Here is a 19,758-nt window from a genome sequence, read left to right as displayed (position 1 = left end):
GATGGGGTTTGGGGCTCAACGCGTGAGGCCGACGGCCAGCAGCAACCGATCCAGCAGGCCCGGTGCCTGGGCCTTGCGCAGCGGTGCGCGCATGGCCTCGACGATCGCCTGCCCGAGGGCGTGGAAGGTATAGCGCTGTTCGGCCAGTTGCCGGCCGTTGAGCGAAATGCGCTCGGCCAGCGCCGGGTCGGCGCGCAGCAGCGCGAGCTTTTCGCGCAACTGCGCCACATCACGGTAGAGCACGATATTGTGCATGTCGACGAAGCCCAGCGCCTGGTTCTCTTCCTCGCCCTGATCGAAGGCGAACAGCACGCAGCCGCAGGCCATGGCTTCGAAGTTCTTGATCATGTACTCGCCCATGCCCACGTCGGCACTGACGAAGTAGCGAATGCGGCTCAAGGTCTGACTGTATTCGTCGCCGGACTTGGTGCGGGTGATCAGCAGGTTTTCAACGGCAGCGATCGACTCGAGCATCGCCTTGCGCCCGGAGTACGCCAAGCTGCGCAGGCTGCCGACGAAGGCCAGCTCGATGTCGCGCTCGCGGCTTTCGTAGCGCAGCAGTGCCTGGTCGTAGCCTTTGGGCACGAACACCGCATCGAACCCCTCGTCACGCAGGCGGCGGGTGACCACCGCGCCCGAGGTGATAATCCGCGCCCACGGCAAGCGCCGGTAATAGGCGCTGAACTCGCCGGTGTATTTGCACGGGATGTAGTTCTGGTAGGCGTCGTGTTCGAGGATCACCAGGTTGGGGATGGTGCGGATGAACCGCACCTGACGGATTTCCTTCTTGAAGCGCAGGAAGAACAGGATGCGGTCGTACTGCTCGGCCTGCACATGCTGGCGGAAATAACCGCGCAGGTCGTCCTGCTCGGCGTCGCTCAGCCAGCGGATATCACATTCGCAATCGGCCGCGATGCCGTCGTAAAGGCGGTCGAGGATCGCGCGTTGCTCTTTCTGGACCAGAAACAGGACTTTCACCGGGGCTCTCTCTTGTCGTTCGGCGTGCCGACCCAGAACAGCTCGTGCCGCCGCACTGCCTTGCGGAAGAATTCATTTTCACCGAATGTCGGCCAGCGACGGGCAGCCAGGCAGCGTTGCAGCAGCCGGCGCAGGCGGCGCTTGAGCGGCGCGGCGGGCTGCAGATCGTGCATCATACCCAAGGCAGTGGCCTTTTGCCGCTGCACTTGCGGCGAGACGCCCAGCACCCAGGGGCGCAGCGGCTGCCCGGCATCGAAGAACGGCGGCAGGGGCACGCCGGTGCCGGCATCGCCCATCGGCCAGCGGTCGTTGTCGTGCAAGTGGTTGGCGTAGAACAACAACGCCTCGGGGCGCCATTGCGCGCCTGCCAGGGCCTGCTGCAGGGCGTCATGGGCGCACACGTGGTCCGGGTGCGGGTCCAGGGCCGGGTGCGGCATCACGATAGTGGCTGGGCGGGCGCGCTCGATCAGCTCGCGCAAATCCTGCACCAGGTTGGCCCAGGTCGGTTGGCCGTCGGCGTCGCTTTGCAGGGTGGTTTCGTTGAACCGGCGAAACGGCCGGGTATCGGCAAGGTCCGCCTCGCGTGAGGCGATCGGCGCCTGTGGGTCGGCCTGCATCGCCGGTAGCTGCATGCAGAAGTAACCCAACTGCACGCATTGCGCAGCCGGCACACCGGCCCAGCGCGGCACCGCGACGCTGTCCCAGCTGCGCAGTTCGCCCTTCAGGCGGGCAGCTTCGACCACATCCAGAGCAAAAGCCTTGCGGTAGTATTCGTTTTCGATTTCGCCGGCGGTCAGGGTCACGATCCAGCTGCTGTCGGCCTGAGCATAGGCGGCGAAGGCCGCCAGCTCGGCATCGTCGGCATGGGGTGCGATGACCATCATCGGCCCGGCCAGGTAGTCGGGGTGGCGCACCACCAGCAGTTCCACCTCGGGCGCCATGCGGCAATGCCGCCCGACCAGGCGCAACTGCCCGGCAGCCAGCGCCTCGGCCTGGCCGGTCAGGTTGAGGTAGCGTACCCCGTGCACGCCACGCTCGAAGGCCTGGCAATCGCTGAGGCCGCCTTCGATACGCACCGCCGGGTCAAACAGGCGGCCCAACCAGCTGGCGCGCAGGGTCACCTGCAGCAATAAGGTCTCGTTGCCCTCCAGCAGGCAGCCACCGGGCAGCGCCAGGCGCCCGCCCTGAATGCTCAGCCGATGGCGCTCGCAGGCCTTAAGGTCGTACTCGTAGTCGCTGCCCGGCACATAGAACAAGTGGTCGGAAAACCAGGCTTCATGGGCCACCCAGGCCAGCACGGCCAACAATGGCGGCAGCCACCAGGCCCACACGGCGGTGGCCAGCAGTACCAGCAACACCACCAGCAGGGTGACGCGCTTGCGTTTGCGGTGGCGTTGGAGCAGTTGCTGCTTGCGCGCACTCATGTTCAGACCTGGTAAACGTTAACGGGGTTGCACCAGCGGTCCTTGTACTCACGATCAGCCTGGCCGAACGAGAACCGCAGAGGCTTGCCGGCAGCTCGCGCCTCATCCCAGGCCAGCTGGGTATTGAGGAAACTCAGCACGCTGCCTGGGCTGAACGCCCGGGTCTCGGGGTCGACACCGCCGTTGACGTACTCGACGCTGACCCAACCCGGCGCCTCGACACGATACACCAGCTGAATCGCGATCGGCGCGCCGTCGAGCAACAGCACCGAGCCGATCAGCAGGTGGCCGATACGCTCGAGCACCTCGGCCAGACGCTCGGCACCCACTGCAGGGAAGCCCCAGCGGCGCTGGAACAGGTCACAGTACATCGCAGCGATCTGCGCCGGGGTGAATTCGCCGATCGGCCGTACCACCCCGCCCGCCTCTTCCAGCAGGCGCAGCTCGCGGCGCTGGTTGTAGCGAAACTTCTTCGAAAGGTCTTCGTGCGGGCGCGCCATGGCCAATTGCTCAGGCTGGGACTTGAGGCCGGCGAAACGCCCCTGGTTCAGTTCCGACAGAAAGCGCCCGGCATGACGCAGCGGCGCCTGCGCATCCGCTGCGGCCGGCAGGATGATCTCGGCATTGCCCAGGTCGAACAGGCCCTTCTTGCCCTGGCGCTTGAGCACGTCCTTGGACAACGCCAGGTGGCGCCCCCAGGCCGGTACCGCCGCCTTCACTTCACCGCCCTGCACCCAGCCCAGGTAGCGCACCGGAATCTGCGCAAGATCGGCCAGTTGCTCGACTACCAGCGGATGGGTGGCGACGCTGCCACCGAATTGCTGCCACGCCTGGCTGTAGGCCGCCGCATCGATGACCTCCCAGCCGCGTTCGCGCCAGGCCTGGATATGGTTGAGCATCAGGCCTCCGCGACCAGCGCGCGTATTTGCGGCAATTGCCAGAAGGTGTCACGTACCGCCTGGTCGCTGAAGCGTTCGCCCAGGCGCTGCAGCATGTGCTGCGCGCAGGCGGCGCGCTGGCCGGCATCGAGCCCGGCCATGTGCTGCAGGCCCTGGGCCAGTTGCCCGGCGTCCCCCAGCGGGAACAGTACGCCGACCCCTTCGACCACTTCGCGAGCGCCGCCACAAGCAGTTGCCAGCAGCGGCACACCGGCGACCATGGCCTCCAGCAGCACCATGCCGAACGGCTCGTGGTCGGAGCTCAGGGCGAACACGTCAAAGGCTTGGAAGTAACGGCGGGCATCCGGCACCTGGCCGAGGAAGTCCACCTGGCCTTCGATGCCCAGCTCGCCGGCCAGCGCCTTGAGCTTGCCCTCCAGCCGGCCCTTGCCGAGGATTGCCAGGCGCGCACCGGCCGGCAGGCCCGGCAACGCCTGGGCAAAGCCGCGCAGCAGGGTGGCCTGGTCTTTGTCAGGGTGCAGGCGGCCGACATTGGCGACTACCCAGGCATCGCTACCCAGCCCCAATACACGACGCGCTTCGTCACGGGGCACCAGGCTGGCCTGCAGCGCCTCGACATCGATGCGGTTGTACAGGGTCTGGATGCGTTCGGCCGGCCACTGCGGCAGGCAACCGCGCATGTCGTCGCGCACCGCATCCGACACACCCAGCAGGCTCAGGCGCTGGCGGAACAGGTTGGCGAACAGGCGCCGCCCCTTGCGCTGGTAATCGCTGAACGCATGGTGCACGCCGATCACCGGCAAGCCAGTGCCCAGCAGAGCGACGTAGATCGGCTTGAAGCGGTGGGCGATGCAAAAGCTGAAATCACGCTGCGCGGCGATTTTGCGCAGCGCGCGGATGGCGCCCAGCTTCAGGCCGCGCACGGCGGCCGAGCTGAACTCCATGAACAGCACCTCGTCCGAGGCGCAGCCGGCCGCGACCTGCGCGTCGGCTGCCCCGGTGAGGAACACAGTGGTGACTTTGTAGCCGCTGCCCTGGAACAGGCTGGCGTACTGACGGGCGCAATCGAGAAATGGCCCGTCGTAGCCATGGCAGAACTGCAGGATGCGCGGCTCAGAGCGGTTGGTCATAAGGCGCAGCGCCGTCCTTCACCACCAGGATGTCTTCCATGATCAGGTACTGCAGGTCCGAGCCGAAGAACATGTTCAGCGCATCGGTCGGCGAGCAGATCATCGGTTCGCCACGGCGGTTGAGCGAGGTGTTCAGCGACACGCCGTTGCCGGTAAGCACTTCCAGTGCCTTCATCATGTCGTAGTAGCGCGGGTTGTACTCGCGCTTGAGCACCTGGGCGCGGGAGGTGCCGTCTTCATGCACCACTTCCGGCACGCGGGTCTTCCACTCTTCAGCCACTTCGAAGGTGAAGGTCATGAAGGGTGCCGGGTGGTCGATCTTGATCATCTGCGGCGCCACGGTGTCGAGCATCGACGGGCAGAAAGGTCTCCAGCGCTCGCGGAACTTGATCTGGTGGTTGATGCGGTCAGCCACGCCTTCGACGCTCGGGCAACCGATGATCGAACGGCCACCCAGGGCGCGCGGGCCGAACTCCATGCGGCCCTGGAACCAGGCCACCGGGTTGCCGTCGACCATGATCTTGGCGATCTGCTCGGGCATGTTGTCGAGCTTGCGCCATACAGGCTGGCTCGGGTGGCCGGCGCAGGCGGCGATCACGTCCTCGTTGGAGTACGCAGGGCCGAGGTAGACGTGCTCCATCTTCTCGACCGGCACGCCGCGGGCGTGGGATACATAGGCCGCAGCGCCTACCGCAGTACCGGCATCGCCGGAGGCCGGCTGGACGAACAGCTCTTTGACGTCGTCGCGGGCGATGATCTTCTGGTTCAGCTTGACGTTCAGCGCGCAGCCGCCGGCGAAGGCCAGCTTGCCGGTCTCTTTCAGCGTGTCGCCCAGATAGTGGTCGATCATCTGCAGGGCGAGCTTCTCGAACAGCGCCTGCATGCTGGCCGCGTAGTGGATGTACGGCTCGTCGGCAATGTCGCCTTCGCGTTTCGGGCCCAGCCACTCGATCAGCTTGGGCGAGAAGTAGAAGCCCTTGCCCTGCTCTTTATAGCGGCGCAGGCCGATGACGTTGGCGTACTCGGTATTGATCACCAGCTCGCCGTTTTCGAAGCTGGCCAGGCGCGAGAAATCGTACTTGCTGGCATCGCCGTACGGCGCCATGCCCATGACCTTGAACTCGCCGTCGAGCATCTCGAAGCCGAGGAACTCGGTGATCGCGCCGTACAGGCCGCCCAGCGAGTCCGGGTCGAAGAATTCCTTGATCTTGTGGATCTTGCCGTTTTCGCCATACCCAAAGAAAGTCGTGGCGTACTCGCCCTTGCCGTCGATGCCCAGGATCGCGGTTTTCTCTTTGAAGCCCGAGCAGTGGTAGGCGCTGGAGGCGTGGGCCAAGTGGTGCTCGACCGGCTCGATCTTGATCTTTTTCGGGTCGAAGCCCAGCTGCTCCAGGCACCAGACGATCTTCTTGCGGTAGCGCTTGTAGCGGCGGTTGCCCATCAGCAGCGCGTCGAGGGCGCGGTCCGGGGCGTACCAGTAGCGCTTGGCGTAGTGCCAGCGAGCCTTGCCGAACAGGCTGATGGGGGCGAACGGAATGGCCACCACATCGACATCCGACGGCTTGATGCCAGCCTGCTCCAGGCAGAACTTCGCCGACTCGTAGGGCATGCGGTTCTTCGCATGCTTGTCACGCACGAAGCGCTCTTCTTCGGCGGCGGCAATCAGCTTGCCGTCGATGTACAGGGCCGCGGAAGGGTCATGACTAAGGGCGCCGGACAGGCCAAGAATCGTCAGTGCCAAGGGTCTAGCCTCTCAAATCGATAGGAGTGCGCCACCGGGCCATGCGGGCGGATGGCGGCTAAAGGGGCGGGATTATAACGCAAAGATTGGCGCAACGCGGCAACCTGTACCGGCCCTATCGCCGGCAAGCCGGCTCCTGCAGGATTGGCGTCAAGCTGCAGGAGCCGGCTTGCCGGCGATAAGGCCGGTACAGGCAAACGGATTACTCGGCGATCAACCAGTCCATGCGCGAGCTTCCGGCAGTCTGCGCCAGCTCTTTCGCCAGCCACGGCAGCAGGGACTTGAGCTCGTCCTCAAGGCCCCACGGCGGGTTGGCGATGGCCAGGCCCGAGCCGTTCAGGCCCTGCGGGCTGTCCTGGTGATGCACGTACAGCTCCACCCGCAGCAGCTTGGGCGCGCCGGTGCTGGTCAGGTCCTGGTAGAAGCGGGTCAGCGAGCGCTGGTCCTTGATCGGGTACCAGATGGCTGCGACGGTCTGGCGCATGCGGCCAATCGCCTCTTTCATGGCCACGCAGCAGCGCTTGAGCTCGTCGGCCTGCTCGAACGGCGGGTCGATCAGCATGATCGCGCGCTTTTCCTGCACCGGCAGCAAGGCCCGGGCGATGTGCCAGCCTTCGCCCAGGTGCACGGTGACGCGCGGGTCCTTCTTCATGTTCTCTTTGAGCAGCGCGCCGTCTTCAGGGTGCTTTTCGTTGAGCAGCGCGCGGTCCTGCTGGCGCATCAGGCGCCGGGCAAGTTCGGGCGAGCCCGGGTAGTAGCGCAGCTCGCCGTCCGGGTTCAGGCGCTTGATGATGCGCAGGTAGTCGGCGCAGGCTTGCGGCAGGTCGTCGCGGTTCCACAGGCGGGCAACGCCCTCCAGGTACTCGCCGGTGCGGGTCGCCTGGTCGCCCTGCAGATCATAAAGGCCCAGGCCTGCGTGGGTGTCGATGTAGGCGAACGGCTGCTCCTTGCGCGACATCAGGGCAATGAGGCGGGTGAGCACGATGTGCTTGAGGACGTCGGCGTGGTTGCCGGCGTGGAAGGCGTGGCGATAGTTCATGGTGGCTCCTGCTAAGGCGGCAAGTTTACCTTGCCTTGCAGGCGGCGTCAGGTATGCCAACCGATCAGCGCTAGCGCATTCGCGGGTAAACCCGCTCCCACAGGGCAATGCATGACCTGTGGGAGCGGGTTTACCCGCGAAGCAGCAGAAGCAGGCCTGTCAGGCGTTACTTGTCAGCGTGATACGCCTTGTCGGCCACTTCGAAGCGCGAAACCATGCTGCCCGACGGGCGGCCCAGCTTGCTCACCAGCACGATGGCGATAGTCGCGAGCAGGAAGCCCGGGATGATTTCGTACAGGCCGGTGTTCAACTGCTTCCAGAAGATCACCGTCAGCGCGCCGACCACGATACCGGCCAAGGCGCCGTTACGGGTCATGCCCTTCCACAGCACCGACAGCAGCACCACCGGGCCGAAGGCCGCGCCGAAGCCGGCCCAGGCGTAGGCCACCAGGCCCAATACGCGGTTTTCCGGGTTGGCGGCCATGGCAATGGCGATCAGCGCCACAGCCAGCACCATCAACCGGCCGACCCACACCAGCTCCTTCTGCGAAGCGTTCTTGCGCAGGAAGGTCTTGTAGAAGTCCTCGGTCAGGGCGCTGGAGCACACCAGCAGTTGGCAGCTCAGGGTACTCATCACCGCTGCCAGGATGGCCGACAGCAGCACGCCGGCGATCCATGGGTTGAACAGGATCTTGGCCAGTTCGATGAACACACGCTCGTGGTTCTCGGTCACCGGGCCCGCCTGGTCAGGGTGCGCCGAGAAGTAGGCGATGCCGAAGAAGCCCACGGCGCAGGTACCGGCCAGGCACAGGATCATCCAGGCCATGGAAATGCGGCGGGCATTGGCGATCGACTTCACCGAGTCGGCGGCCATGAAGCGCGCCAGGATGTGCGGCTGGCCGAAGTAGCCCAGGCCCCAGCCCATCAGCGAGATGATGCCGATGAAGGTAGCGCCCTTGAACATGTCGAAATGCGCCGGGTTGACCGCATCGATGGCGGCGAAGGTCTGGTCGAAGCCGCCGGTGGAAATCAGCACGATCACCGGGGTCAGGATCAGCGCGAAGATCATCAGCGAGGCCTGCACGGTGTCGGTCCAGCTAACCGCCAGGAAACCGCCAACGAAGGTGTAGGCGATGGTGGCAGCAGCACCGGCCCACAGCGCGGTCTCGTAGGACATGCCGAAGGTGCTTTCGAACAGGCGGGCGCCGGCGACGATGCCCGAGGCGCAATAGATGGTGAAGAACACCAGGATGACCACGGCCGAGATGATCCGCAGCAGGCCGCTGCTGTCTTCGAAACGGCTGGCGAAGTAGTCCGGCAGGGTCAGTGCATCGCCGTTGTGCTCGGTCTGCACGCGCAGACGGCCGGCAACGAACAGCCAGTTCAGGTAGGCGCCGACGGTCAGGCCGATGGCGATCCAGGCCTCGGACAGGCCGGCGAAGTAGATGGCGCCCGGCAGGCCCATCAGCAGCCAGCCGCTCATGTCGGAGGCGCCGGCAGACAGCGCGGTTACAACGCTGCCCAGGCTGCGACCGCCGAGGATGTAGTCGGAAAGGTTCTTGGTAGAGCGATAGGCGGCGAAGCCGATCAGCACCATTGCCGCGATGTAGACCACGAAGGTGATCGTTAGTGGGTTGCCCATATGTGTGCCCTGGCGTTTGTTTTTATCTCTTGCGACCTCCGGCGAGGCGGAGGTTGCACCCAGGCGGCGCATGCTATGCAACAACACGAACCAGGCGCAACCACTTTTCATTTACCAGTTGCACCATTCGGTGATCTTCCGACAAATACCGATTTTTTGCTCCATTTCGGAGCAAACGTTACGTTTTTCAGAATAAACCGCACCAACAAGGCACCTTTGATGTGCTACCCAGGGCCTGCCAGACGAGTTGCACCTTTTCCCGAGAAAAATCGGGTTGCACCCGGTTGCACCCCAAATGTCCTACAGGCTAATCTTGCTCTCAGCTGAGGCCACACCCGTGGCAATAATGAGGATAAGAAATGGCGACGACCACCCTTGGGGTCAAACTCGACGACCCTACCCGTGAGCGACTCAAGGCCGCTGCGCAGTCCATCGACCGCACGCCGCACTGGTTGATCAAGCAAGCGATCTTCAACTATCTCGAGAAGCTCGAGGGTGGTGCCACCCTGAACGACCTCAACGGTCATGCCGCCGCGCTGGGCGACGACGCCGGCGAGGTAGCCACCGACCATGCCCATCAATGCTTCCTGGAATTCGCCGAAAGCATCCTGCCGCAGTCGGTGCTGCGTTCGGCGATCACCGCCGCGTACCGGCGCCCCGAGCAGGAAGTGGTGCCGATGCTGCTGGAACAGGCGCGCCTGCCGGCCGCACAAGCAGACGCCACCAACAATCTGGCCGCAACCCTTGCCGACAAGCTGCGCAACCAGAAGAGCGCCGGCGGCCGTGCCGGCATCGTCCAGGGCCTGCTGCAGGAGTTCTCGCTGTCCTCGCAAGAAGGCGTGGCGCTGATGTGCCTGGCCGAAGCCCTGCTGCGCATCCCCGACAAAGGCACCCGTGATGCGCTGATCCGCGACAAGATCAGCACCGGCAACTGGCAGCCGCACCTGGGCAACAGCCCGTCGCTGTTCGTCAACGCCGCCACCTGGGGCCTGCTGCTGACCGGCAAGCTGGTCAGCACCCACAACGAATCCGGCCTAACCTCCTCGCTCACCCGCATCATCGGCAAGAGCGGCGAGCCGATGATTCGCAAGGGCGTCGACATGGCCATGCGCCTGATGGGCGAGCAGTTCGTCACCGGCGAAACCATCGCCGAGGCCCTGGCCAACGCCAGCAAGTTCGAGTCCAAGGGCTTCCGCTACAGCTACGACATGCTCGGCGAAGCCGCGCTGACCGAGCACGACGCGCAGAAGTACCTGGCCTCCTACGAGCAGGCGATCCACTCCATCGGCAAGGCCTCCCATGGCCGTGGCATCTATGAAGGCCCGGGCATCTCGATCAAGCTCTCGGCCCTGCACCCGCGCTACAGCCGCGCCCAATACGAGCGGGTGATGAACGAGCTGTACCCGCGCCTGCTGTCGCTGACCCTGCTGGCCAAGCAGTACGACATCGGCCTGAACATCGACGCCGAAGAAGCCGACCGCCTGGAGCTGTCGCTGGATTTGCTCGAGCGCCTGTGCTTCGAGCCGTCGCTGGCCGGCTGGAACGGCATCGGGTTCGTCATCCAGGCCTACCAGAAGCGCTGCCCGTACGTGATCGACTACGTTATCGACCTGGCCAAGCGCAGCCGCCACCGCCTGATGATCCGCCTGGTAAAAGGCGCCTACTGGGACAGCGAGATCAAGCGCGCCCAGGTCGAGGGCCTGGAGGGTTACCCGGTGTACACCCGCAAGGTCTACACCGACGTCTCCTATATAGCCTGTGCGCGCAAGCTGCTGGCCGTACCGGAAGCCATCTACCCACAGTTCGCCACCCACAACGCCCACACCCTGTCGGCCATCTATACCCTCGCCGGGCAGAACTACTACCCGGGCCAGTACGAGTTCCAGTGCCTGCACGGCATGGGCGAGCCGCTGTACGAGCAGGTGGTGGGCAAGGTTGCCGAAGGCAAGCTGAACCGCCCGTGCCGCGTGTACGCCCCGGTCGGCACCCACGAAACCCTGCTGGCCTACCTGGTGCGCCGCCTGCTGGAAAACGGCGCCAACACCTCGTTCGTCAACCGCATTGCCGACCATTCGATCTCCATTCAGGAGCTGGTCGCCGACCCGGTGGCGAGCATCGAGCGCATGGCTACGCAAGAAGGCGGTATCGGCCTGCCGCACCCGCGCATCCCCATGCCGCGTGAACTGTATGGCAGCGAACGGGCCAACTCGGCCGGCATCGACATGGCCAACGAACACCGCCTGGCCTCGCTGTCCTGCGCCCTGCTGGCGACTGCCCACAATGACTGGAAGGCCGCCCCGCTGCTGGCCTGCGCCACCAGCGAGCAAGCCGCAGCGCCGGTACTCAACCCGTCCGATCACCGCGATGTGGTCGGCCAGGTGCAAGAGGCTAGCGTCGCCGACGCCAGCAACGCCGTGCAGTGCGCAGTGAACGCCGCCCCTATCTGGCAGGCCACCCCACCGGCCGAGCGCGCCGCCATTCTGGAGCGCGCCGCCGACCTGATGGAGGCCGAGATCCAGCCGCTGATGGGCCTGCTGGTGCGCGAGGCCGGCAAGACCTACGCCAACGCCATCGCCGAAGTGCGCGAGGCCGTGGACTTCCTGCGCTACTACGCGGTGCAGGCACGCAACGACCTGCGCAACGACAACTGCCGCCCGCTGGGCCCGGTGGTGTGCATCAGCCCGTGGAACTTCCCGCTGGCGATCTTCTCCGGCCAGGTGGCCGCGGCCCTGGCCGCCGGCAACCCGGTGCTGGCAAAGCCGGCCGAGCAGACCCCGCTGATCGCAGCCCAGGCCGTGCGCCTGCTGCTCGAAGCCGGCATCCCCGAAGGCGTGCTGCAATTGCTGCCAGGGCGCGGCGAAACCGTCGGTGCCGGTCTGGTCGGTGACGAGCGGGTCAAGGGCGTGATGTTCACCGGCTCCACCGAAGTCGCCCGCCTGCTGCAGCGCAACATCGCCGGGCGCCTGGACAACCAGGGCCGGCCGATTCCGCTGATTGCCGAGACTGGCGGGCAGAACGCCATGATCGTCGACTCCTCGGCGCTGACCGAGCAGGTGGTGATCGACGTGGTGTCCTCGGCCTTCGACAGCGCCGGCCAGCGTTGCTCGGCCCTGCGCGTGCTGTGCCTGCAGGAAGATTCCGCCGACCGCGTGATCGAAATGCTCAAGGGCGCCATGGCCGAAAGCCGCCTGGGCAACCCCGAGCGCCTGTCGGTGGACATTGGCCCGGTGATCGACGCCGAAGCCAAGGCTGGTATCGAGAAGCACATCCAGGGCATGCGCGACAAAGGCCGCAGCGTGTACCAGGTGGCCATCGCCGATGGCGCCGAGGTCAAGCGCGGCACCTTCGTGATGCCAACCCTGATCGAGCTGGAAAGCTTCGACGAGCTGCAGCGCGAGATCTTTGGCCCGGTGCTGCACGTGGTGCGCTACAACCGCAAGAACCTCGACCAGCTGATCGAGCAGATCAACGCCAGCGGCTACGGCCTGACCCTGGGCGTGCACACCCGCATCGACGAGACCATTGCCAAGGTGGTGGGCAACGTCAACGCCGGCAACATGTACGTCAACCGCAACATCGTCGGTGCCGTGGTCGGCGTGCAGCCGTTCGGCGGTGAAGGCCTGTCCGGCACCGGCCCGAAAGCCGGCGGCCCGCTGTACCTGTACCGCCTGCTGTCGACCCGCCCGGCCGACGCCATCGCCCGCCACTTCGCCCGCACCGACGCCGATGCCAAGCTGGACACCGCCCTGCGCGACCAGCAGCTCAAGCCGCTGACCCTGCTCAAGAGCTGGGCCGAGGGCAGCCAGCAAGCCGAGCTTGCCGCCCTGTGCGCGCAATTCGCCGAGCAGACCCAGAGCGGCATCACCCGCGTGCTGCCGGGCCCTACCGGCGAGCGCAACACCTACACCGTGCTGCCACGCGAGCACGTGCTGTGCCTGGCCGACAACGAAGCCGACCTGCTGGCGCAGCTGGCAGCGGTGCTGGCGGTGGGTAGCTCGGCGGTGTTCCAGGACGGCGAGCCGGCCAAGAGCCTGCGCGGTCGCCTGCCGAAAGAGCTGCAGGCCAAGGTCAAGCTGGTGGCCGACTGGAGCAAGGATGAAGTGGCGTTCGACGCGGTCATCCACCACGGCGACTCGGACCAGCTGCGCGGCATCTGCGAGCAGGTGGCCAAGCGTGCCGGGGCTATCGTTGGGGTCAACGGGCTGTCCAGCGGCGATTACCAGATTGCCCTGGAGCGGCTGGTGATCGAGCGGGCGGTGAGTGTGAACACCGCAGCGGCGGGGGGTAACGCCAGCTTGATGACCATCGGTTGATGGTGATGGGGAGAATGAAAAGGAGAGCTTCGGCTCTCCTTTTTTGTGGTTTGTTCGGCGGACACTATCGCCGGCAAGCCGGCTCCTACAGCTGATCGCGCTCCCGTGTAGGAGCCGGCTTGCCGGCGATAGGGCCCGCCCAGGCAACATAAGCCTTGCGGCCTAGTGCATCACCCGCGCCTGCTGGGGCATCTGCATCTGAGCCAGTTCAAGCAACGCTTGCAGCGACTCCATTTCGTGCATGGACGCCATCATCAGCACCGTGGCCGGTGTTCGAGGTTTGTGCAGTACGGCCTGATGGGCCACGGTCAGGGCGCACATAACGTACTCCGAGGCCTGGACCAGGGTGTCTTCGAGGGAATGGGGATGGCGGGGTGGGTCGGGGACAATCTTCAGCATGTGGGTCTGCCTCTTTAGGGGCCACTACACGCTTGCTGTCAAACAAGAGGGTGACAGCTGTACATGGGTTGACAGACCGGTAGGCAAACCAAAAAACCCGGCGCACACGAAGCGCCCCATGCACAGCCGCCATAAAGGCGAAGCCATGTGGTTTGACTAATCGGCCTGTCAAAGCCGGTCGCTGTTTCGCAACGACCGCCCGAGACTAGGGGCCAACCCAGCACACCGCAATGGCTTGAAAGGGGCCGGGAGCATGTTTGGGAAATGGACTACAAGCAATAGGGAAAAGCTTAAAAAACACACACAAATCGTAATCTTTAAGCGCGCTCAGGCAGATCTCTTCTTCACCGTAAGATCAACTTCCAGGTCCGCGTTCGCCAGAATGTTCACCAAGGCATCAAGCGAAAACTTGTCGATCTTGCCATTGAGCAGATCACTCAATCGCGGCTGAGTCAGATGCAGGCGGCTAGCCGCATCTTTCTGCGAAAGCTCCCAGGACTGGACGATCCGGGTCAAGACCCGCATCAACTTAGCGCGAAGGCGCAGGTTTTCGGCCTCTTCGGGCGTATCGACCAACGCATCCCAAACCGAGCTAGAGCGTTCGTTCGTCATTTCAAATTCCCTCTATGAATCACTATGTGTCATACCGTCCCGCCATGCTGGGTGGGGCGTGTGTCCAGCGACCTGTAACGGGCCTTGGCCAGATCGATATCGCGCTTTTCCGTCTTTTCGGTGGTCTTGCGAAACGCATGCAGGACGTAGACCGCCTCAGGTCGACTCACTACGTAAAACACGCGAAATGCACCGTCCTTGCAGCGTATTCGAATCTCGCGCGCGCCCGGCCCGACACTCTCCATCGGCTTCCAGTCGGCAGGCTCCTCGCCCTCCTGAATCAGCTCCAACTGGTAGCCAGCCCGCTGCCTTGCAACAAGGGGAAAATCCCGCAGGTCCTGCTTGCTGCTCCCCACCCACTCGATCGGTTTCTGCCCACCTAGCATCTTGCCTGCTCCTCCTTGCACGCCCGCCCTCAGGTGATCACTTCGGGGCGGTGCATTCCATGAGCAGCAAGGTTAAAACTATATCGATATCGATATAAGTTCAATTACATGACACCATTTTTCAGAGCGCCTTCTGAGGTCATATCACCCAAACCTATTAACCTGTCCCCCACCCAACACCGCCACCTAGACTCGCTGCATCCCGCATCAGGACCGCCACCATGCCCGAGACCCTACTCAGCCCCCGCAACCTCGCCTTCGAGCTCTACGAAGTGCTCGACGCCGAAGCCCTCACCCAGCGCCCGCGCTTCGCCGAGCACAGCCGCGAGACCTTTGACGCAGCGCTCACCACCGCCCGCACCATCGCCGAAAAGTACTTCGCCCCGCACAACCGCAAGGGCGATGAACACGAGCCGCGCTACGTGGACGGCCGCGCCGAGCTGATCCCGGAGGTGAAACCGGCAGTCGATGCGTTCCTCGAAGCAGGCTTTCTCAACGCCAACCGCGACTTCGAGGTGGGCGGCATGCAACTGCCGAGCCTGGTATCGCAAGCCTGTTTCGCACACTTTCAGGCGGCCAACGCCGGCACCACGGCCTACCCGTTCCTGACCATGGGCGCGGCCAACCTGATCGAGAGTTTCGGCACAGACGAGCAAAAACGCCTGTACCTGCAACCGATGATCGAAGGCCGCTACTTCGGCACCATGGCCCTCACCGAACCTCACGCAGGCTCCTCGCTCGCCGATATCCGCACCCGTGCAGAACCTGCCGGCGACGGCAGCTACCGGCTCAAGGGCAACAAGATCTTCATCTCCGGCGGCGACCACGAGCTTTCGGAAAACATCGTGCACATGGTGCTGGCCAAGCTGCCGGGCGCCCCGGCAGGGGTCAAGGGCATCTCGCTGTTCATCGTGCCCAAGTATCTGGTTGCACAAGACGGCAGCCTGGGCCCGCGCAACGACGTGCTGCTGGCCGGGCTGTTCCACAAGATGGGCTGGCGCGGCACCACCTCCACCGCGCTGAACTTCGGCGACAACGGCCAATGCGTAGGCTACCTGGTGGGCCAGCCGCACCAGGGCCTGGCCTGCATGTTCCAGATGATGAACGAGGCGCGCATCGGCGTGGGCATGGGCGCGGTGATGCTTGGCTACGCCGGCTACCTGTATTCGCTGGAGTACGCCCGCCAGCGCCCGCAAGGCCGCCTGCCGGACAACAAGGACCCGCACAGCCCGGCGGTGCCGATCATCGAGCACAGTGATGTGAAGCGCATGCTGTTGGCACAGAAAGCCTACGTGGAAGGCGCCTTCGACCTGGGCCTGTACGCCGCCCGGCTGTTCGACGACACCCACACCGCCGCAGACGAATCCGCCCGCAATCAGGCCCAGCAACTGCTCGACCTGCTGACCCCGATCGTCAAATCCTGGCCCTCGGCGTATTGCCTGAAGGCCAACGAGCTGGCAATCCAGATTCTTGGCGGCCACGGCTACACCCGCGAGTACCCGGTGGAGCAGTACTACCGCGACAACCGCCTGAACCCGATCCACGAAGGCACCGAGGGCATCCAGTCCCTCGACCTGCTGGGGCGCAAGCTTGCGCAAAACAACGGCGCCGGCCTCAAGCAACTGGTCCGCCTGATTGCCGGCACCTGCGAGCGCGCCAGCCACCACCCCAACCTCGACCCGCTGCTCCAGCCGCTGGAGCAACTGGTCAACCGCCTGCAAGCAGTCACCCTGGCCCTGCTCGGCGACCTGGCCCAGGGCAAGGTCGCCGGTGCCCTGGCCAACTCGGCGCTGTACCTGAAAGCCTTCGGCCACTGCGTGATCGGCTGGCGCTGGCTGGAGCAGGCCATCCACGCCGAGGTCGGGCTGTTGAAAGGGCATGACCGCGACTTCTACCTGGGCAAGCTGCAGGCGGCGCGTTATTTCCTGACCTGGGAAGTACCGCCCTGCCATAATGACCTCGCATTGCTCGAGGCCCGCGACGACACGTGCCTGGGGATGCAAGAGGGGTGGTTCTAGGGGGAGCCGCCACATAATGGAGGTTCCCGCATGTTCGATTCCAGCGCCCTGTTGCGCCAGCGCTTCGCCGCGCTGCGCAGCACGGCCGAACTGTTCTCGCTTCGCCATGTGAAGCAGTCGCACCAGTCACTTTCGGTTCGGCGCAACGTCGCCGAGCCGCCGCACTTGAGCCAGGACGAAGGCGCCATGCTCAGCGTGCGGGTGAACGGCGTCGAGGCCTACGCGGCCACCGCCGACCTGTCGCAAGCCGGCCTGCAACGCGCTCTGGAGCAAGCCGAAGCGCTGGCCCGGCGCATCAAGCCCCACAGCCTGCTCGACTTGAGCGGCCAGCCGGCCCCCAGCCAGCGCCATGACCACCTCTCGCCCAACCTCGACCAGCCGCTGCCGAACCTGGCCGACTGCCTGGCCCTGCTGGCTGCAGAATCCGCCAGCGTGCCCAAGGACAGCCGCCTGGTGGACTGGCAGGCGAGCCTGGGCATCACCCAGGTCGAGCAAACCTACCTGAACAGCGCCGGCGCCGAGCTGCGCCACGCCCAGCGCTTCGTCTTCCCGGGCCTTGGGGTAACCGCCAGCAACGGCCAGGACAGCCAGAGCCGCACCCTGGGCCGGGAAAACTTCGGCCAGCAGGGTGGCTTCGAGGTGATCGAACGCTGCGCCCTGGTGGGCGCCGCCCGCCGCGTGGCCGACGAGGCCCTGCAACTGCTGCTGGCGCCCAACACCCCCAGCGGCGTGCGCGACCTGTTGCTGATGCCCGACCAGATGATGCTGCAGATTCACGAGTCCATCGGTCACCCGCTGGAGATGGACCGCATTCTCGGTGACGAGCGCAACTACGCCGGCACCAGCTTCGTCAAAGCCAGCGACTTCGGCCACCTGCAATACGGCTCGAACCTGCTCAACGTGACCTTCGACCCGGGCATCAGCGAAGAGCTGGCCAGCTACAGCTTCGACGACGACGGCACCCCGGCCAGCAAGCAGTACCTGATTCGCGAGGGCCGCCTGCTGCGCCCGCTGGGCGGTGCGCTGTCGCAACTGCGCTCGGGCCTGGACGGGGTGGCCAACAGCCGCGCCTGCGGCTGGAACCGCGCGCCCATCGACCGCATGGCCAACCTCAACATCGAACCGGGCGACCAGCCGCTCGCACAGCTGATCGGCGGCATCGAGCACGGCATCCTGATGCGCACCAACCGCTCCTGGTCGATTGACGATGCACGCAACAAGTTCCAGTTCGGCTGCGAATGGGGCCAGCTGATCGAAAACGGCGAGCTCAAGGGCGTGGTGAAAAACCCGAACTACCGCGGCATCTCCGCCGACTTCTGGCGCAACCTGTCGGCGGTGGGCGACCGCAGCACCTTCCAGGTGCTGGGCACGCCCAACTGCGGCAAGGGCGAACCCAACCAGGTGGTGCGGGTCGGCCATGCCTCGCCGGCCTGCGTGTTCCGCCAGATCGATGTATTCGGAGGGGACGCCTGATGAGCCTGTACCAACAACGTTTCGAAGCCCTGCTCGCCGCCCTGCGTACAGCGCTTCAGCCGGGCGAGCAGTTCACCCTCGGCTACAGCGCCGAGCAGTCGCAGTTCGTGCGCCTGAACCACGCCAAGGTGCGCCAGGCCGGGCTGGTCAGCCAGGCCAGCGTGCAGCTGCGGCTGATTCACGATGGCCGCCAGGCAGAGCAGCAGATCACCCTGGGCGATGACACCGAGCTGGATCGCCAGCGCCTGCACGATGGCCTCGGGCAACTGCGTCAAACCTTGCCGCTGCTGCCGGTCGATCCGTACCTGAGCCTCGATGAGAGTGCCTGGCGCAGCCACAGCCTGCTGGAGCAGCCACTGCCCGAGCTGGATGAAGTGCTGGCCCTGGTCGAGCGCGAGGCCAACGACCTGGACCTGGTCGGCATCTACGCCGCCGGCCCCATCTGCCGAGGCTTCGCCAGCTCGTTCGGCGCCTTCGGCTGGCACCAGGCCAATAGTTTCAACTTCGACTGGAGCCTGTTCCACGCCAACGGTCAGGCGGTCAAAGCCAACTACGCAGGCCAGGTCTGGAGCGGCGAAGCCTTTGCCGCGCGCCTGCGCCTGGCGCGCGAACAGCTGGAGCACCTGGGCCGCCCGACCATTACCCTCAAGCCCGGCAGCTACCGCGCCTACCTGGCGCCAGGGGCGATGGACGAGATTGCCGGGATGCTCTGCTGGGGTGGTTTCTCTGCCCAGGCACTGGCCACGGGGAACAGCTCGCTGCAACGCCTGTACAACAGCGATACACGACTGAGCCCGCTGGTGAGTTTCAGCGAACAGGTCAGCGGCTCGCTGAGCCCGGCGTTCTCCGACGAAGGCTCGCCGCGTCGCGACCTGCTGCTGATCGGTGAAGGCCGGGGGCTGGAACGGCTGGTGAGCGCCCGCAGCGCCGCCGAGTTCACACTTCAGGCCAATGGCGCCGACAGCTACGAATCGCCGTGCGCACTGAGCCTGGCGCCGGGCAACCTGCCCAGTGCGCAGATCCTCGAACGCCTGGGCACCGGGCTGTACATCAGCAACCTGTGGTACCTGAACTATTCGGACCTGCCGGCTGCGCGGATGACCGGGCTGACCCGCTTCGCCACCTTCTGGGTGGAAAACGGCCAGATCCAGGGGCCGGTGAGCACCATGCGTTTCGATGACAGCCTGTACAACCTGCTGGGCAGCCAGCTGGAGGCGCTGACCTGCGAGCGGGAGATGATCCTGTCCACCAGCACCTACGGGCAGCGCAGTACCGGGTCGAGCCACCTGCCGGGGGCGTTGGTCAAGGGGTTGACCCTGACCTTGTGATTGGCAGGTCTGACGCTATCGCCGGCAAGCCGGCTCCTACAGAAAAGCGCGCCCCCTGTAGGAGCCGGTTTGCCGGCGATTGGGCCATCACAGGCCACCCTCAATCAGCTTCATATCGCTCCTCCAACCACTTGCGCCAAGCACCACCAACCTCAATGCCAATACCGGGCGCCAAACCCCTTTCCATCAGGTCCAAGGTAAAGCCTGAGCACGGAGCCGGCACATCCGGGCTCGCCTTACCGCCGAACTGGGTCTTCAATTGCTCGATGGAATAACCGAGCACCTGCTCCTGCGGCTCGGGCCGCAACAGCCTGCGCAGGCGTGCCAAAAAAGGCATGATGTGTTCTCCATGACCACCGCCAGGCGCCCACGGTAG

At 65.0% G+C, this 19,758-nt stretch carries 15 protein-coding genes; 4 read left to right on the top strand and 11 right to left on the bottom strand.

Translation table 11 applies throughout. The features are described 5' to 3' along the window. Window positions 1-15: 15 nt before the first annotated feature. The 7 genes from KSS93_RS04425 to putP form a co-directional block, all read right to left on the bottom strand. Entirely contained in the window at window positions 16-978 is a 963-nt protein-coding gene (locus tag KSS93_RS04425) for a glycosyltransferase family protein (protein ID WP_217887311.1), read from the bottom strand. Then, window positions 975-2,402, bottom strand: coding sequence for a PIG-L deacetylase family protein (locus tag KSS93_RS04420; RefSeq protein ID WP_217887310.1), 1,428 nt, complete (start codon window positions 2,400-2,402; stop codon window positions 975-977). The genes KSS93_RS04425 and KSS93_RS04420 overlap by 4 nt, the downstream gene beginning before the upstream one ends. 2 nt (window positions 2,403-2,404) lie before the next feature. Further along, the gene (locus KSS93_RS04415) at window positions 2,405-3,301 is read right to left on the bottom strand and encodes an antimicrobial resistance protein Mig-14 (RefSeq protein WP_217887309.1); all 897 of its coding nucleotides are present in this window, start codon (window positions 3,299-3,301) and stop codon (window positions 2,405-2,407) included. Then, on the bottom strand, window positions 3,301-4,431 hold the full coding sequence (locus tag KSS93_RS04410; protein ID WP_217887308.1) for a glycosyltransferase: 1,131 nt from the start codon (window positions 4,429-4,431) through the stop codon (window positions 3,301-3,303). Before KSS93_RS04410 ends, KSS93_RS04415 begins: the two co-directional genes overlap by 1 nt. Further along, on the bottom strand, window positions 4,415-6,172 hold the full coding sequence (locus KSS93_RS04405) for a carbamoyltransferase family protein (protein ID WP_217887307.1): 1,758 nt from the start codon (window positions 6,170-6,172) through the stop codon (window positions 4,415-4,417). The genes KSS93_RS04410 and KSS93_RS04405 overlap by 17 nt, the downstream gene beginning before the upstream one ends. Before the next feature lie 202 nt (window positions 6,173-6,374). Further along, window positions 6,375-7,211 (bottom strand): 23S rRNA (adenine(2030)-N(6))-methyltransferase RlmJ, encoded by an 837-nt coding sequence (locus tag KSS93_RS04400; protein WP_217887306.1) that lies wholly within the window; start codon window positions 7,209-7,211, stop codon window positions 6,375-6,377. Window positions 7,212-7,377: 166 nt separating this feature from the next. Then, window positions 7,378-8,853 (bottom strand): sodium/proline symporter PutP, encoded by a 1,476-nt coding sequence (putP, locus tag KSS93_RS04395; protein WP_217887305.1) that lies wholly within the window; start codon window positions 8,851-8,853, stop codon window positions 7,378-7,380. Between the two features lie 359 nt (window positions 8,854-9,212). On the opposite strand from putP, the gene putA reads away from it, so the two are divergent. After that, on the top strand, window positions 9,213-13,166 hold the full coding sequence (gene putA, locus KSS93_RS04390) for a trifunctional transcriptional regulator/proline dehydrogenase/L-glutamate gamma-semialdehyde dehydrogenase (RefSeq protein ID WP_217887304.1): 3,954 nt from the start codon (window positions 9,213-9,215) through the stop codon (window positions 13,164-13,166). 162 nt (window positions 13,167-13,328) lie between these two features. Here the strand turns inward: putA and KSS93_RS04385 are convergent, their stop codons facing one another. The 3 genes from KSS93_RS04385 to KSS93_RS04375 form a co-directional block, all read right to left on the bottom strand. Then, window positions 13,329-13,565, bottom strand: a complete 237-nt coding sequence (locus KSS93_RS04385) for a hypothetical protein (protein ID WP_217887303.1) — start codon at window positions 13,563-13,565, stop codon at window positions 13,329-13,331. A gap of 327 nt (window positions 13,566-13,892) precedes the next feature. Continuing rightward, window positions 13,893-14,177, bottom strand: a complete 285-nt coding sequence (locus tag KSS93_RS04380; protein ID WP_217887302.1) for a helix-turn-helix domain-containing protein — start codon at window positions 14,175-14,177, stop codon at window positions 13,893-13,895. Window positions 14,178-14,206: 29 nt separating this feature from the next. Further along, a complete protein-coding gene (locus KSS93_RS04375; protein WP_217887301.1) occupies window positions 14,207-14,563 on the bottom strand; it encodes a type II toxin-antitoxin system RelE/ParE family toxin in 357 nt (118 codons plus the stop codon). Window positions 14,564-14,784: 221 nt separating this feature from the next. On the opposite strand from KSS93_RS04375, the gene KSS93_RS04370 reads away from it, so the two are divergent. Genes KSS93_RS04370 through KSS93_RS04360 form a run of 3 tightly spaced genes read left to right on the top strand, consistent with a single transcriptional unit; the run spans window position 14,785 to window position 19,382 of the window. Continuing rightward, entirely contained in the window at window positions 14,785-16,581 is a 1,797-nt protein-coding gene (locus tag KSS93_RS04370) for an acyl-CoA dehydrogenase (RefSeq protein ID WP_217887300.1), read from the top strand. Window positions 16,582-16,611: 30 nt separating this feature from the next. Then, window positions 16,612-18,054: a TldD/PmbA family protein gene (locus tag KSS93_RS04365; protein ID WP_217887299.1), complete on the top strand. Its 1,443-nt coding sequence runs from the start codon at window positions 16,612-16,614 to the stop codon at window positions 18,052-18,054. Further along, window positions 18,054-19,382 carry a TldD/PmbA family protein gene (locus KSS93_RS04360; RefSeq protein ID WP_217887298.1) on the top strand — a complete coding sequence of 443 codons (1,329 nt, stop codon included), beginning with the start codon at window positions 18,054-18,056 and terminating at the stop codon, window positions 19,380-19,382. Before KSS93_RS04365 ends, KSS93_RS04360 begins: the two co-directional genes overlap by 1 nt. Before the next feature lie 100 nt (window positions 19,383-19,482). Here KSS93_RS04360 and KSS93_RS04355 read toward each other — a convergent pair whose 3' ends face one another. Continuing rightward, window positions 19,483-19,719, bottom strand: coding sequence for a hypothetical protein (locus KSS93_RS04355; protein ID WP_217887297.1), 237 nt, complete (start codon window positions 19,717-19,719; stop codon window positions 19,483-19,485). Between the last annotated feature and the right edge of the window lie 39 nt (window positions 19,720-19,758).

Source organism: Pseudomonas xanthosomatis (assembly GCF_019139835.1).
Lineage (GTDB): Bacteria > Pseudomonadota > Gammaproteobacteria > Pseudomonadales > Pseudomonadaceae > Aquipseudomonas > Aquipseudomonas fakonensis.
The sequence above is the reverse complement of the archived record's forward strand: the minus strand, read 5'-3'. Positions and strand labels throughout refer to the sequence as shown.